This window comes from Stenotrophomonas sp. GW821-FHT02D01 (genome assembly GCF_059421765.1).
Map to the genome: position 1 here is coordinate 55,055 of NZ_JBWKVP010000011.1, position 15,966 is coordinate 71,020.

Below are 15,966 nucleotides of genomic sequence, written 5' to 3' on the forward strand. Positions count from 1 at the left end.
GACTCAGCCTCCCTGCGTGCCGGCAGCCGGCGCGCGGGCGCCGACCAGTCCGTAGAAAATGATGTAGCCGTAGCACAGCAGCGGCAGGATGAAGCTGGCCTGCACGCCGATGTGGTCAGCCAGGACGCCCTGCAGGTAAGGCACCACGGCGCCACCGACGATGGCCATGATCAGCAGGCTCGAACCCTTGCTGGTCAGCGGGCCCAGGCGCTCGATGCTGAGCGCGAAGATGGTCGGGAACATGATCGAATTGAACAGGCCGATCGCCACCACCGAGTACAGCGCGACATTGCCGGAGGTCATCATGGTCAGCGTCAGCAGGCCCACGTTGACCAGCGCGAAGATCGCCAGCAGGCGGCTCGGCGAGAAGCGCGCCAGCAGCGCCGAACCGGCGAAGCGACCGATCATCGCCATCGTCCAGTAGGCCGACACATAGTGGGTGGCTTCCTGCTCGCTGAAGCCGCCGATGGTGGGCATCGACAGATAGTTGACCAGGAAGCTGCCGATCGACACTTCGGCGCCGACGTAGAAGAAGATGCCGAGCACGCCCAGCAGCAGGTGGCGCTTGCGCAGCGCATCCAGATAGCTGTGCTGATGCCCGTGGTCAGCCTGCTCGGTGGTGTCGTTCAACGCCGGCAGGCGGAACAGGAACACGAACAGGGCCAGCAGCACCAGCGCCACGGCCAGGCCGACGTAAGGGCCCTGCACTGCGTGTGCCTCGGCGGTACGGTAGGCGAGCTGCTCGGCGGCCGGCAGCGCGGCGATCTGCTCGCCGCTCATGGCCGTATTGGACAGGATCAGCATGCCGCCGAAGATCGGCGCGATGGCCGTACCCAGCGAGTTCAGCGCCTGCGCCAGGGTCAGGCGGCTGGAACTGGTCTGTTCCGGCCCAAGCAGCGCGACATACGGGTTGGCCGCCACCTGCAGCACGGTGATGCCGGTGGCCAGCACGAACAGTGCACCGAGGAAGGCGCCATAGACGCGCAGCTCAGCGGCCGGCCAGAAGCCCAACGCGCCGATACCGGCGATCACCAGGCCGGCCACGATGCCCTTCTTGTAGCCCAGCGCTGCCACAAGCCGCCCGGCCGGCAACGACATCAGGAAGTAGGTGCCGAAGAAGGTGAACTGCACCAGCATTGCCTTGGCGTAGTTCAGCTCGAACACCGCCTTCAGATGCGGAATCAGGATGTCGTTGAGGCAGGTCAGGAAGCCCCACATGAAGAAGATGGTGGTGACCACGGCCAGCGCCTTGCCGTTGGTGACGGCAGGCTGGTTGCCCGGGGAACCCGATGGGCGGGGCGTTGCGGAGATCGGCATGCGGTACGCGCCTCGATGCGCGAAAGGTCGTTGGTGCGTGGAAGGGTGCAATCAGTTCAGTAGCGAAGCATCAATTCAATTCGGACGTGCGGCGCTGCTTTCGCGGATGCGCAACTGTACCGGGGCCACCGTGCGCCGTGGTGGCGCATCCGGTTCCTCCAGCCGCTGCAGCAGCAGGGATGCCGCCTGCCGCCCGCGTTCGCGTGGGTCGGCCGTCAGGGTGGTCAACGGCGGCACGGCAACCGACGCTTCGGAAATATCGTCGAAGCCGGTTACCGCGAAGTCACCGCCGGGACGGATGCCGCGCGAGTTCAGGCCCAGCATCAGCCCCAGCGCGACGGTGTCGTTGTAGCAGACCGCTGCGCTTGGCCGATGGCCGTCGACGAACAGTTCATCGGTACGCGCGGCCGCTTCCAGGCGGTTGGGTGCAGATTCGATCATCCAGCCGGGCGGCAATGCCAGCCCGGCTTCGGCCAGTGCCTGCTGGAAACCGGCACGACGCTGGTGGCAGGAACTCGATGCCGCGTGGCCACCGAAGAACGCGATCTGGCGATGGCCGCGCTCGATCAGGTGGCGGGTGGCCAGGTAGGCGCCATGCTGGTTGTCCAGGGTCAGGAAGTCCCAGTCGGCGCCTTCCAGTTCGCGGTTGAACAGCAGTACGTTGGCGTTGGCGCCCAGTACCTGCCGCAGCAGCGTGGCATCGCTGCCCTCGGCCGGCGACAGGATCAGGCCCGCAGGCGTGTGTTCCATCAGCGTGGACAGCACCGCCTGCTGCCGCTCGGGCGACTCGCCGGTACTGCCGAGCAGGGTCACGTAGCCGCGCCCGCCCAGTGCCTCGTCCACACCCGAAGCGAATTCGGCGAAGAACGGGTTGGACAGATCGTTGATGACCAGGGCGATGCTGGAGGACGTGCGCCGCCGCAGGTTCGCTGCAGCGCGGTTGTAGACGTAACGCTGGCGGCGCAGCTCAGCCTCGACCCGGGCGCGGGTATCGACGTTGACCAGCGGACTGCCACGCAGCACCAGCGACACGGTCGCGCGCGAAACGCCGATGGCACGGGCGATGTCGGTCACCGTCACCGCCTTGCCGGAACGCTTGCTGGAACTGTCGCTGTTGTCGTTCATCGTCTTCCCGCACTCCGATGGATGCTCAAGCCTAATGGATCGCGGCCCTGTCGTGCCGTGCCGTTCGCTGGGTTGCCTCGAACGGCACAGCCCGGCTCAGTGCAGCTGGCTGCCCGGTGCCGCGCACCAGGACACCGGCAGGTCCTTGACCGCCGTGCCCCAGCCCTCGGTCGGCGCCCGCCCGTCAAGCGCGAAGCGCAGCTTCGGGCCCTGCTGCAGCTGGCTCCAGCCCAGCCATACCGGGGCATGTGCCTGGCCGTCGACCTGCACGCCCTGCACGTACTGCAGGCGGCGGCCATCGGCGCCAGGTGCCTCGATGCGCAGGGTGCGGCCATTGCCCAACTCGACCTCGACCTTGGCAAAGCGCGGCGTATGCAGCAGGAACTCGCCGCTGCCCGGCACCGCCGGGTACACGCCGATCGCACTGAACAGGTACCAGGCCGACATCGTGCCGAGGTCATCGTTGCCGGTCACGCCGTTGGGCGCATTGGTGAACAGCTGCTGCGCGGCGCGCACCACGGCGGCGGTCTTCCACGGCTGGCCGATCAGCGTGTACAGCCACGGCGAGTGCAGGTCCGGTTCGTTGTTCGGGTTGTAGCGGAACTGGTTGTAATAGCTGTACGGCCCGACCACCCACTCCTTGCGGGCGGCATTGAGGGGGTCGGCCTGCAGAGCATCCATGGCGAAGAAAGCATCCAGGCGGCGGCCGGCCTGTTCGCGGCCGTCCATCGCTTCGACCAGGCCCGGCACGTCCTGCTGCGCCAGCCACTGGTACTGCCACGCCGTGCCTTCATGGAAACCGTGATGCGAGCGCGGGTTGTAGTGGCCATCGGCCGGCGTGTACCACTGGCCATCTTCGGTACGCGGGCGCGGGAAGCCGGTGAAGCCGGTCTCGGCGTCGCGCACCTGCGGGTCCCACACCTTGCGCCAGTTGCGGCCGCGCTCACGCAGCGTCGCCGCGTCCTGCGCATGGCCGAGGCCATCGGCCATCTGCGAAAGCGCACAGTCGGCCAGCGCGTATTCCAAGGTGGCCGAACCGCCGTGGTGCGGATCGACGTCCATGCCCTTGGACGGGAACGCGCGGTCGTAGACCACGTAGCCCTTGTCCAGATAGGTCGGGTTGCCGGAGCGACCGGCAGCACGCGAGTTCAGCGGCGGCGTACCGAACGCATTGCGGCGCAACGCATCCCATGCCTGCCCTTCGCGGCCCTTGAGTGCACCGAAGCGCCACAGGTCGACCATGAAGGGGGTGACCGGATCGCCGGTCATGATGTTGGTCTCGAAGTTGGCATAGCCCCAGCGCGGCAGCCAGCCGCCCTGCTCATCGATCGCCAGCAGGCTGCGGCCGATGTCGCGCGCCACGTCCGGGCGCGTCAGTGCCAGCCACTGGTTCTGTGCACGGTAGGTGTCCCACAGCGAGAAGTACTCGTAGTAGGTCCAGCCATCGGCGCGATGGACGCCATCGTCGTAGCCGCGGTAACGGCCGTCGGCATCGCTGCCGGTGAGCGGCTGCAGCAGCGCGTGGTACAGCGCGCTGTAGAACACGGTGCGGTCATCGCCATTGCCGCCCTGCACGCGCACGCGTGCCAGCTGCTCCCGCCACGATTGCTGCGACAGCGCGCGCATGCGTTCGAAGCCCAGCAGCGCCCCGCCCTGCATGCCCTCGGCGCGCAGGTTGGTGCGCGCACCTTCGGCATCCACATGCGAAATCGCGCTGACGGCGGTGACCGACTGGCCCTTGGCCAGGTCGAAGCTGAGCCACGCGCCATTCGGCTTCTGCTCGCCTTCCATGCTGTGGCGCGCGCCCGGCAGGCCGCCGCCCTCGCCCCAGGTGCCATGCGCCTTGAACGGGCGGTCGAACTCAATGCGGAACCAGGTGGTGTACTGATGTCCACCGCAGAAGCTCTTGGTGACCAGCTTGCCTTCCACCACGCGGTCACCCACCACATCGACCACGCTGCCGATCACCGAGTGGCGCTCGTTGGCCTGACCGACATTCACCAGCACGTGGCCGTCGCCCTGGCGCTGGCTGAAGGTGTAACGCTCGGCAGCTGCGCGGGTGCGCGCGGTCGCTTCTGCGTCGATGCCGCCGTAGCTGGTCAGGCGCACCTTGTAGTAGCCGGCCTGGCCGATCTCACCGTCGTGGCTGTAGGCCGACGCATAGGTCTTGTGATTGAAGGCTTTCGCATCGGCGGTATCGAAGTCGCCGCCCGGGCCGATCGAACCGGTCACCGGCAGCACCGAGACCTGCCCACCCTGCTCCCAGCAACCGGCGCCGGACAGGAAGGAGTGGCCGAAGCCGCGGATCTTCTCGTCGTCGTAGCGCCAGCCCGAATAGTGGCTGCCGATCGGGCTGACCTGGATCAGGCCGAACGGTGCCGAGGCACCGGGGAAGGTATTGCCGTCATCCTTGCTGCCGATGAAGGTATTGACCTCGCGCTCCAGCGCGGCCGGTGCGGCCTGCAGCCAGGGCGTCACCGCGAGTGCCAGCAGGCAGGCGATGCGGGCCAGGGGCCGATGGGACAATGCCGACAGGCGGCGGGCGGGACGACGGCGGGACAACCTGGTCACGGGCAGGACTCCTTGGCGGCAGGGCGGCAGCGAAGAACCGGCCGCACAGGCCGAGCCCTCGTTTCCATCGGTACAAATCCGCACCCCGGCGGATTTAGATCGATTCAAGTAGAGCATGGGAATTTCGCCCAATGCATTCTGCGGCGCAGCATGAGCGGGGGGCTTCGGCCGGGCTGCGCCCGGCACCCGTAGAGGCCTTCAAGCCAAGAAAACAGCAACAGCAACGGCGGGCTACCGAGCTGGGCGGGGCGGTATGGGCAGGCAGGACACGCCGTAGACCCATCCATGGGGGCTCGATGGCGCCATCCATGGCGCCAACGGTCCTGCCTGCCCATACCGCCCCACCCCTGACAGTTTCCCGAGATCTGGTAGATCCACGCCGTGCGCGGATGGATATTCCTACCGATTTCGAAATCATCGAATGGCTTTCATCCATGCATGGCATGGATCCACGTGTCGACCAAGGTCGACACCCACCAGGACCACGCCATGCCATTCCGACAAATCGCGGAAATCTGTCGAAGGTGGGGTGGGTCCGGTTGCGGGGGCGTGAGCGCCATGGATGGCGCGACCGAGCTTACAGGGACGTACTTGCAGCGTCCCCCGCAACCGGACCCACCCCGCCATCCCGCAGGAAACCAGCTGTTGCTGTTGCAGTTGCTGTGCTGTTGCCCTGGCCTGAAGGCCTCTGCGGGTGCCGGGCGCAGCCCGGCCGGCCCACCCCGTCTGCGCATGTAAACGCTTACAGCGTTTTTGCGCAAAGGGTCATTTGCACGACACGTCGCTGCCATATTGCGCAGCAACATGCGTCGGCGCCTTGGCCGTGCTAAAAATCGCCCCGCCCATCGCTTAGATCGATCCAAGACGACATCGCGATGGCCCGGGAGTTGGGGAGCAGGACAGGACGTGTCAGGCCATCTGCCAGGCGCTCGTCGCATCTGCAGGGCGAAGGCAAGATCGGCATCACGAATTAGATCGATTCAAGTTTCCGCGTCAGTCAGTCACCGGATCAATCCAGGAGAGAGGGAGAGATGGCAATGAAGCATTCAACACGTACGCAGGGCCACGACGCGTTGTCGCTGGCCATCGCGCTGGCCCTGGCCGCCGCCGTCGCCCCGCTTGGCGCTTCCGCCCAGCAGGCGTCAGCAACGACCAGCACGCAGGACGCCACCACCCTGGACAGCGTCCAGGTCACCGGCTATCGCTACGCGATCGAAAAGAGCCTGCAGCAGAAGCGCGACGCCAACGCCGTGGTCGAAGTGATCACCGCCGAGGACGTTGGCAAGTTCCCCGACAAGAACGTGGCCGATGCGCTGCAGCGCGTGCCCGGCGTGGTCATCACCCGCAGCGGTGGCGAAGGCAAGTCGGTCAGCGTGCGCGGCCTCGCGCCCGACCTGACCCTGACCCAGTTGAACGGCAACTATGTCGCCTCGTCGGAAACCAACAACGAAGCTACCCGCTCGTTCAACTACACCCTGCTGCCGTCGAACATGCTGTCCAGCGCCGAGCTGTTCAAGTCGCCGGAGGCGCGCATCGACGAAGGCGGCATCGGCGGCACGGTCATCCTGCACACCCGCCGACCGCTGGAGATGGAAGCCAATTCCGGCTACGTCAACCTGGAAGGCACTTCGTCCGATACCAGCCACGACGTCGATCCGCAGGTGTCGGCGCTGTATTCCTGGCACAGCAAGGACGAGCGCTTCGGCGTGCTGGTCGGCGTGACCCAGCAGAAGCGCACCACCCGCACCATGGAGACCAGCACCGAGGACTACCAGTGGTACGGCAACAACACCACCGCCCGTGATGCCAACGGCAACCTGCTGGAACAGGATGGCATCCACTACTGGTGGGGCCAATCCGGTTTCAACAACCAGACCGGCACGAACTACAGCGAATTCTTCATGCCGACCTCGGTGAACTTCGCGGTGAAGGAAGAGAAGCGCGAGCGCAAGGGCGGCCAGCTGACTTTCCAGTTCAAGCCGATCGACAACCTGACCCTGACCGCGAACTACTTCCGCTTCGAACTGCAGGGTGACTACACCCAGAACATGCTGAAGGTGCCGGAGTGGAACCTGGCCCGCTACAACGGCGATGGCAACTGGGCCGGTGGGCGCCTGCTCAACGGGCTGAGCTTCGATCCCAGTGGCAGCATCGTCACCGGCGCGCAGTACGAGAAGCTTGCCGGCAAGACCTATTACTGCAGCGAAGACCAGGCCGCCGCAGCTGGCCTGCCGCCGGGGGGCTGGGGTCCGGATGACTGCACCATCCCCACTCCGCAGCTGACCGGTGGCTACAGCAAGGAAAAGGCGCTTTCGCAGACGGCCGATCTGACCGTCGACTGGGACATCAGCCCGCTGTGGAAGGCCAGCTTCACCGGCGGCCGCACCTGGTCCAAGGGTGGCCCGTCGATGAATTTCCGCATGTCGGCCAAGCCCCGCCGCAAGGTCGGTGACCAGTGGCAGGCCGGCAACCAGTACACCGCATGGGACCTGACCGGCACGCCGTCGCTGACCGTCTCGCCGGACATCCAGCAGCAGCTGATGGCTGGCATCGCCGAGGTCGATACCGGCTCCACCGATTCGTCGTGGATGCAGACCGAGGTCAAGCAGAACTACTTCCAGGCCGACGTCACCAAGATGTTCGAAGCCGGCTGGCTGGATTCCATCCAGTTCGGCGCCAAGTACCGCGACGGCCAGGTGCACCGCAATACCGGCAACACCTACTGGGTCTGCCAGGGCCTGGACCCGGCCGACTATGACAACAATCGTTACCAGGCCGGTTGCGATCCGACCGCAGGCAATGCGCAGCCGGGCTTCTTCCTGTCCAACCCGATCAGCAACATCGCCGGTGGCTTCAATGCCAACGTGTTCCCCGGCATCAACTACCCGGCCTACATCGATTACCTCAACCAGACCTACGGCGGCTCGCATAACCGTACCGAGGAAGACTTCGTCTACGACGTCAACGAGAAGATCTACTCCGGTTACTTCCAGGCCAACTTCCGTACCGAGCGCGTACGCGGCAACGTTGGCGTGCGCGTGGTGCGCACCAAGCAGTTCGCGCAGTCCAGCGATTCGGTCGAGCGCTTCAACGACTACTTCGTGGACAACGCCAGCGGCGCACCGATGAGCTGCGATGACCCGGCTGCCGATCCGAACCTGCGTTGCCAGGGCGGCTTCGTGCGTCTGCCGGACAACCAGGTGCGCGACAAGGTCTATACCCTCAGCTCGCTGGAAAAGACCTATACGGACTTCCTCCCGAGCTTCAACATCGCCTGGGACATCACCGACAACCTGGTGCTGCGCGGTGCCGCGTCGAAGGTAATCGCGCGCCCGGGCTACACCAGCATCGCCTATCCGGGCGGCCTGCAGTACATCAGTCAGGAATACAGCAATGATCGTCGGGTCGCTGGCGGCACCGACACCCCCGGCTGGTACGGCTCGGGCAGCAACAAGGCACTGGAGCCGTTCAAGGCGGTGCAGTTCGACCTTGGCCTGGAGTGGTACTTCAAGCCGGGTTCGGTTGCAGGCGTGGCGTTGTTCCGCAAGAACGTGGACAACTTCACCGTGCCGGTCGTGCGCGACCAGCAGATGAGCGTCGGTGGTGAAACGGTGGTGGTGCAGAAGTACAGCACCGAAGCCAACGGCCGCGACGGCGTGTCGCAGGGCGTGGAGCTGTATGGCCAGTACACCTTCGACATGGGCTTTGGTGTCCAGGCCAACTACACCTACAACGACACCAACCTGGCCTCGATCGTGCTTGATGGCGAAGAGATCGGTTCGTCGCCGCTGGTCGGCAGCGCCAAGAACCAGGCCAACGTCACCGTGTTCTACGAGAACGAGAAGTTCCTGGCCCGTGCCTCGTACAACCGTCGTGGCGAAGTGGTGGGCGGCCTCAACAACGGCCTGACCACCTACACCAAGCCGTACAGCCAACTGGATCTGAACGTGGCCTACAACATCACTGCGGACTGGACCGTGACCGCAGCAGTGCTGAACGCCACCAAGTCCGAGCTGCGCAGCTACATCGGCAACGACAGCCAGGCCCGACTGCTGTCCAACCTGTATGCCGGGCGCCAGCTGTACTTCGGCGTGAACTGGAAGTTCTAAGGCACTACCCCCGCCTGCGGGCGGGGACGATCCTCCACGGCAGCCGCGCTGGTACAGGTGGCTGCCGTTTTTCGTGGGCCCTCTTCCGAGGGAGCCCTTGACCCTGCCATCGTTGCAAGGTGCACACTGCCTCTACCCCCAAGTGCATCGAAGGAGCTACAGATGGAATTCCATGTGGAAGGCATGACCTGCGGCGGCTGCGCGCGCAGCGTGACCAAGGCGATCGAGCTGGTCGACCCGGCGGCGACGGTGTCGGCCGACGCGCCCAGCCGCCGCGTGCAGGTGCAGACCTCGGCCAGCGAAGCGCAGATCATTGCAGCGCTGACCGAAGCGGGTTTCCCGCCGCGCCCGGCCTGATCGCCTGACCCACTGCTTGAACGGTGCCCGCCCCGTGCAGCTGCCGGGGCGGGCATTTTCTTTTCCGTATTTCCTGGTCAGGTCCTGCGCGCGCGCCTGCGTACCGCCCCGGTGGACGCCGCCACCGGCGCAGCGCCCTCCTCGCCTTCCCCCAGCCGCTCCAGGATCGGGCACTCGGGACGATCATCGCCGGCGCAGCAGCTGATCAGTGATTTCAGCGTATCGGCCATCTGCCGCATGTTCTCGATGCGCTGTTCCAGATCATCGATGTGCTGCTCGGCCAGGCGCTTGACGTCGGCGCTGTGCCGCGAGGTGTCGTTCCACAGGCCCAGCAGGTCGGTGATCTCGGCCACCGAAAAGCCGAGATCACGCGCGCGACGGATGAAACGCAGCCGGTGCACGTCGGCCTGCGAATAGGCGCGATAGCCCGCGCCGGTGCGGTCAGCTGGCGGAATCAGGCCGATCTGCTCGTAGTAGCGGATCATCTTGGCCGACACGCTGGATGCCTTCGATGCTTCACCGATGTTCATGCCAACACTCCTTTACTGGGCCGCATGGGGCGCCTCGACCATCGGCGCTTGGAAGCGCCGCAGGCGCAGCGCATTGCCGAGCACGAACACGCTGGACAGGGCCATGGCACCGGCGGCGAACACCGGCGACAGCAGCACGCCCCATACCGGGTACAGCGCACCCGCCGCGACCGGAATCAACGCGGTGTTGTAGGCGAAGGCCCAGAACAGGTTCTGGCGGATGTTGCCGATGGTCGCCTTCGACAGCGCGATGGCGTTGGGCACGCCCTGCAGGTTGCCGGACATCAGCACCACGTCAGCCGATTCCACCGCGACGTCGGTGCCGGTACCGATGGCCAGGCCCACATCAGCTTCGGCCAGCGCAGGCGCATCGTTGATGCCATCACCGACGAACGCAATCTGCCCGTAGGCCGCCTTCAACCGGCGCACCGCCTCCACCTTGCCTTCGGGCAACACCTCGGCCACCACTTCATCGATGCCGAGCTGGCGGGCGATGGCCTGCGCGGTAGCAGCGTTGTCACCGGTAATCATGGCCACCTTCAGGCCCAGCTGGTGCAGCGCGGCAATGGCGGCCGGCGTACTCGGCTTGATCGGATCTGAGACGGCGATGATCGCCGCCAGGCGGCCATCGATGGCGGCATACAGCGGCGACTTTCCTTCGTTGCCGAGGCGGTCGGCCAGCGCAGCGAACATGCCGATGTCCACGCCTAGCGAACGCATGAAGCGATCGGCACCCACTTCCACCCGCGCACCGTCGACGGTGGCACGCACACCCATGCCGGTCACCGACTCGAAATCAACCATCGCCGGCAACGCGATACCCTCCTCCGTCGCCGCCTCGACAATGGCGCGTGCGATCGGATGCTCCGAGCGCGACTCCACCGCCGCCACCCGCGCCAGTACCTGCGCACGATCGAAGCCGTCGGCGATCTCCAGGTCGGTCAGCAGCGGGCGACCTTCGGTCAAGGTGCCGGTCTTGTCCACCGCCACCACCTTGGCGTCCTTCAACAGCTGCAGCGCCTCGCCCTTGCGGAACAGCACGCCCATCTCGGCGCCGCGGCCGGTGCCGACCATGATCGAGGTCGGCGTCGCCAGCCCCATCGCGCATGGGCAGGCGATGATCAGCACGGCCACCGCGTTGACCATCGCGAAGGTCAGCGCCGGCGACGGTCCGAAGATCAGCCACACCAGGAAGGTGGCCAGGGCCGCCAGCATCACCGCCGGCACGAACCACAGCGTCACCTTGTCGACCACGGCCTGGATCGGCAGCTTGGAACCCTGTGCCTGTTCAACCAGACGGATGATCTGCGCCAGCATGGTCTGCCCACCCACCGCGGTCGCACGCAGGGTCAGCGCACCCTTCTGGTTGACGGTGCCGCCAACCACGCTGCTGCCGGGCGACTTCTCCACCGGGATCGGCTCGCCGGTGATCATCGATTCGTCGACGTAGCTGCGACCATCGGTCACCTCACCATCCACCGGCACGCGCTCGCCCGGACGCACTTCCAGCAGATCGCCCAGCAGCACCTCGTTGATCGGGATATCGACGATGCGCCCTTCGCGGCTGACGTGCGCCACCTTGGCCTGCAGGTTGACCAGGCGCTTGATCGCCTCCGAGGTGCGGCCTTTCGCGCGCACCTCCAGGAACCGGCCGAGCAGGATCAGCGCGACGATCACTGCCGCCGCTTCGTAGTAGACATTCACGGTGCCCGCCGGCAGCAGGCGCGGGATGAAGGTGGCCACCACCGAATAACCGAACGCCGCCGCGGTACCCACCGCCACCAGCGAGTTCATGTCAGGCGCCAGGCGCAGCAGCGCCGGGAAGCCCTTCTGGTAGAAACGCCGGCCGGGAATGGCCAGGACCAGCGTGGTCAGCACGAACTGCAGGTACCAGCTGGCCTGCATGCCGATCGTGGACATCACCCAATGGTGCATGCCGGGGATCAGGTGCGAGCCCATTTCCAATACGAACACCGGGGCCGCCAGCACGCTGGCCAGGATCAGGTCGCGCTTCAGCGCCACCCGCTCGGCATCCTTCTTTTCCGCCGCTTCCTCGTCGACCTGGGTACCGCCATCGATCGCGCGCGCCGCATATCCAACCTTGTCGATCGCCGCCACCAGTGCATCGATGCCGGCAACGCCGCGCACGGTCGCACGCTCGGTGGCCAGGTTGACGCTGGCGTGGCTGACGCCCGGTACGGCCAGCAGCGCGCGCTCCACGCGGCCGACGCAGGACGCGCAGGTCATCCCTTCCACGGCCAGTTCGGTGGTCGCGGCGGGTACTTCGTAGCCCACCTTCTCCACTGCCTGGATCAGCGCATCGCGGTCGACCGGACCAGAGGAACGGATGTCCGCGCGCTCGGTGGCCAGGTTGACCGACACGCTGGCGACCCCCTCGACCTTGGCCAGGGCCGCTTCAACGCGGCCAACACAGCTGGCGCAGGTCATGCCTTCGATCGGCAGGCTGATGGTGGAAGCCGTCTCGTGGACGGCTGTGGGGCTGGAGGTGCTCATGGCCTGGTTTCCCTGGTTCCATCTGGAGGATGGCGACCAGCCTAGACCTTGCCATCGTGGGAAGGTCAAATCCACCCCACCCCGCCAACGACCCACCCATCCCGCGCGCGCCCAGTAGAGCCACGCCATGCGTGGCTGCCCGTCAAATCGTGGCTGGCGCCGGGCCATGCCCGGCGCCGCCTTCCCTCAGAACGTGAACACATACTCCAGCGCGAACTCGCGGCCCACCGCGCCCAACAAGCGGGTCGGCGCGAAATCGTAGTCGACCTTGTACGGGTCCTTGTGGTTCCAGCTGGTCGCATTGAAAGCGTTGTTCACGTACAGATTGACCTTCATGAACTCGGTCACCTGATAGCCGACGTTGAAGTTCCAGGTAATGAACGGTCCGACCCGGCCGTAATAGCGCGCCGTCTGCTGCCCCGCATTCGGGTTCGGATTGGCCGATCCATCCGGACGCGTGGCGGGTTCCAGGCAGTTCAGCGACGGGCTGTCGCTGGGCACGTAACCATCGGCGAACGGCAGGCAGCCACCGGGGTTGTCCAAGCGGTCGGTGCCCCAGTGGTAGCGCACGCCCGGCACCGAACCGATGCGGTCGGCATACACGTTCGCATTCCAGTTGCCGCCCTGCCAGGCCACGCTGGCGCGCAGCTTGCTGCGCAGGTCACGATCGCGGCGTTCCGGATTCGGGTCGTTGGCGTAGCGCTGCTCCTTCGTCGAGATCTGGTTGGTGTAATTCACCCCCAGCTGGAAGCTGCCCCATGCGGCGGTCTCCAGCCGGTAGCGCGCGCTCAGGTCGATGCCGCGCACTTCGCGGCTGGCCAGGTTGAACGGCCCGCGCTCGATCGACACCAGCCGGCCGCTGCTGTCACGGTTCACCCGAGCCAGGATGCCGGCGCAGTAAGCCTCACCTGCCGGGTTCGCCCACGGCGTGCCGTCCATGTTCTTGCCGGTCAGGCAGCCGGCCTCGCTGGCCAGCACCTCGTCCGCACCGACGTCGACGATCATGTCTTCCAGCTTGATCGCCCAGTAGTCAGCGCTCATCGACAGGTTCGGCAGCACATCCCACACGAAGCCGACCGTCCACGAATCGCCGGTTTCCGAGCGCAGCAGCGGCGTACCCCGACGGTTCACATCGAACGCGTACCAGACATCGGTATTGCCCACGCCGCAGTTGTTGACCAGATAAGCGCCGCTCTCGATGCAGCGCAGGCGATCGTAGGTCAGCACTTCGGAACTGCTGGCCTGGCCCAGCAGGTAGTGCATGTCCGGCGCGTGGAAGCTGGTCGCGTAGGAACCGCGCACCAGCAGCGACTCGAACGGCCGCCATTCCAGGCCGGCGTTCCAGGTGGTTTCCTTCTGGCTGCCGATATCCAGCGCTTCGCCGCCGCCGTCGGCCTTGTAGCTGCCGTACCGGTCATAGCGTGCCGCCGCGGTGGCGATCAGGCTGTCGGCCAACGGGATCTTGAATTCGACACCGGCCGAGTAGCGGGTACGCTCGCCACCGCCGCGATCGACGTTCTGCAGATCGAAATCGATGCCCGCGCGCGGGTCCGGGCTGAGGTGATAACCCTGCTTGGCCACTTCGGCTACCGCGGCGAACGAGATCGGCCCGGCCCAGCCCTGGAACAGTTCACCGGTGATGTCGGCCGAGGCCTGGTTGACGTAGGACGACGCCCGGTTCTTCGCTACCGTGCCCATCTGCCAGTACTGGTCCGGGGTGATCGGGTTCCACCAGCGCGACTCGTTCAAGGCGTAGATCGCCTCGCCATCGCCGGTGGTGCCCAGCCGTGGGCCGAGGAAGAAGTCGTACGACTTCTGCTCGTCGACCACGTTCTGCCGCTCCTCGACGCGGTAGTAGGAACGGCCGACCGTGGCGCTCCAGTCGAAGCGATCGGCCAGGCGCCCGCGCAGGCCTGCGCTGATATCCCACGACAACTCGCGGTTGGTATTGCGCAGCGTGTCCAGGCCACCGACTTCGTTCGGGGTGAACTGGCGCACGCCGAGCACCGGGCGATTGCGGTTGGCATCCCAGTAGTAACCGTTGGCATCGTCGATCAGCGACACGCTCGGCGGATTGGTGCCCCAGATCGCTTCGGAACGGTATACCGCCAGGTTGCTCCAGGCCTGCAGATCGTTGCCGAAATCGAAGGTGGCATACAGGTTGCCCGACAGGTTCTCCGAGCCTCCGGTCAACAGCCAGTTGGCGTAGTCGGCGCTCATGCCGCAGAGGCGGCCGGTGTTGCTCACCGTATTGGCGTTGTAGTTGTAGACCAGGCGGTCGGCGGTGTAGTACTCGCCAGCGAATTTCTCGCAGGTGCCGTCCGGCGGCGCCAGGCGCTGGCCGTTGCTGGGGTCGATCAACGCCAGGCCAGCGGTGGGACGGAAACCGACCTTGCGCTGCTCCATGTTCCAGGACGGGTACAGCGCATCGTCGGCGTCGTCCATCTGTGGCCGGTCACGGCCGAACAGCGGATCGCGCTTGGTGTACTGCAGGGCGTAGGTCACGCTCCAGTTGTCACCGGTCTTGCCGCCCGCCCAAGACAGATCCCAGGTGTCACGCCCGCCCTCGGTGGAGGTACCGCCGCGCACGCGCACTTCGTCGCCGTCGTAGTTGGTCTTGAGGATGACGTTGACCACGCCGGCGATGGCGTCTGAACCGTAGATCGCCGAGGCGCCGCCAGTCAGCACTTCGATGCGATCGACCGCCGCCGCCGGAATGTTGCTGTAGTTGGAGAAATTGGTCTCGCCGCCATAGGGCAGCGGATAGTCGGCCACGCGGCGGCCATTGATCAGCAGCAGGCTGCGGTTGGGGCCCATGCCGCGCAGGTTCAGGCCGCTCGCATTGGGGGTGTGCGAGCCCCACTGCGACGCCGCCTCGACGGTGCCGGTCGCCTCGGTCAGGGTCTTCAGTGCGTCGTAGACGGTGACGAAGCCTTCCTTCTGGATCTGTGCGGCGCTGATCACGTTGACCGGGGCCGGGCCCTCGACGCTGGCACGCTTGATGCGCGAACCGGTGACGGTGACCGCATCAAGATCCTTGGTGGGCGACGGGGCCGCTTCCTGTGCGCCAGCGGCAAACGGCAGCAGGGCCAGGGCGAGGGCGTGGGACAGCAGATGTCGGCGGTTGCGGACGGACTGAGCCATGGGTGGTTGCTCTTGGATGGTGGACGCGCGGTCGGATGGCGATCCCGGGCGTTGAATCGATCCATCTCGATTCCACCGCCCTCCCCTGTGGATCGATCCAAACTAAAGCACAGCTGAACCACGCCCAGCATGCGGCGACGCAGCATCCACCTGACGCGTGTCGTTATCGCCGAAGGGCATCCAAGCGAATCAATGGGTTGCACGACATCTTTATGGAAGCGGCACAGATGTCGATGACACGATCACGACAGTCGCGCGCAGAACGATTTTGTCCGTAGGGAACTGGCAGCCGGGTCGGA

General features: G+C 65.9%; 8 protein-coding genes. 2 read left to right on the plus strand and 6 right to left on the minus strand.

Features of this window, described 5'->3' with window-relative positions; genetic code table 11:
• Nucleotides 1-3: 3 nt before the first annotated feature.
• The 3 genes from fucP to AC07UW_RS17735 form a co-directional block, all read right to left on the minus strand.
• A complete protein-coding gene (gene fucP / locus AC07UW_RS17725) occupies nucleotides 4-1,317 on the minus strand; it encodes an L-fucose:H+ symporter permease (protein ID WP_263930344.1) in 1,314 nt (437 codons plus the stop codon).
• A gap of 75 nt (nucleotides 1,318-1,392) precedes the next feature.
• Entirely contained in the window at nucleotides 1,393-2,442 is a 1,050-nt protein-coding gene (locus AC07UW_RS17730; RefSeq protein ID WP_025874798.1) for a LacI family DNA-binding transcriptional regulator, read from the minus strand.
• A gap of 96 nt (nucleotides 2,443-2,538) precedes the next feature.
• Nucleotides 2,539-5,013, minus strand: a complete 2,475-nt coding sequence (locus AC07UW_RS17735; protein ID WP_495212548.1) for a GH92 family glycosyl hydrolase — start codon at nucleotides 5,011-5,013, stop codon at nucleotides 2,539-2,541.
• A 1,031-nt stretch (nucleotides 5,014-6,044) separates the two neighbouring features.
• On the opposite strand from AC07UW_RS17735, the gene AC07UW_RS17740 reads away from it, so the two are divergent.
• Both AC07UW_RS17740 and AC07UW_RS17745 read left to right on the plus strand, forming a co-directional pair.
• Complete coding sequence (locus AC07UW_RS17740; RefSeq protein ID WP_495212549.1) at nucleotides 6,045-9,122, plus strand: TonB-dependent receptor; 3,078 nt, start codon at nucleotides 6,045-6,047, stop codon at nucleotides 9,120-9,122.
• Nucleotides 9,123-9,284: 162 nt separating this feature from the next.
• Entirely contained in the window at nucleotides 9,285-9,479 is a 195-nt protein-coding gene (locus AC07UW_RS17745) for a heavy-metal-associated domain-containing protein (protein WP_223494997.1), read from the plus strand.
• A 77-nt stretch (nucleotides 9,480-9,556) separates the two neighbouring features.
• Here AC07UW_RS17745 and cueR read toward each other — a convergent pair whose 3' ends face one another.
• From cueR to AC07UW_RS17760, 3 genes are all read right to left on the minus strand, one after another.
• A complete protein-coding gene (gene cueR, locus AC07UW_RS17750) occupies nucleotides 9,557-10,009 on the minus strand; it encodes a Cu(I)-responsive transcriptional regulator (protein ID WP_223494996.1) in 453 nt (150 codons plus the stop codon).
• A 12-nt stretch (nucleotides 10,010-10,021) separates the two neighbouring features.
• Entirely contained in the window at nucleotides 10,022-12,523 is a 2,502-nt protein-coding gene (locus tag AC07UW_RS17755) for a heavy metal translocating P-type ATPase (RefSeq protein ID WP_495212550.1), read from the minus strand.
• Between the two features lie 186 nt (nucleotides 12,524-12,709).
• A complete protein-coding gene (locus AC07UW_RS17760; protein ID WP_495212551.1) occupies nucleotides 12,710-15,667 on the minus strand; it encodes a TonB-dependent receptor plug domain-containing protein in 2,958 nt (985 codons plus the stop codon).
• Nucleotides 15,668-15,966 lie beyond the last annotated feature (299 nt).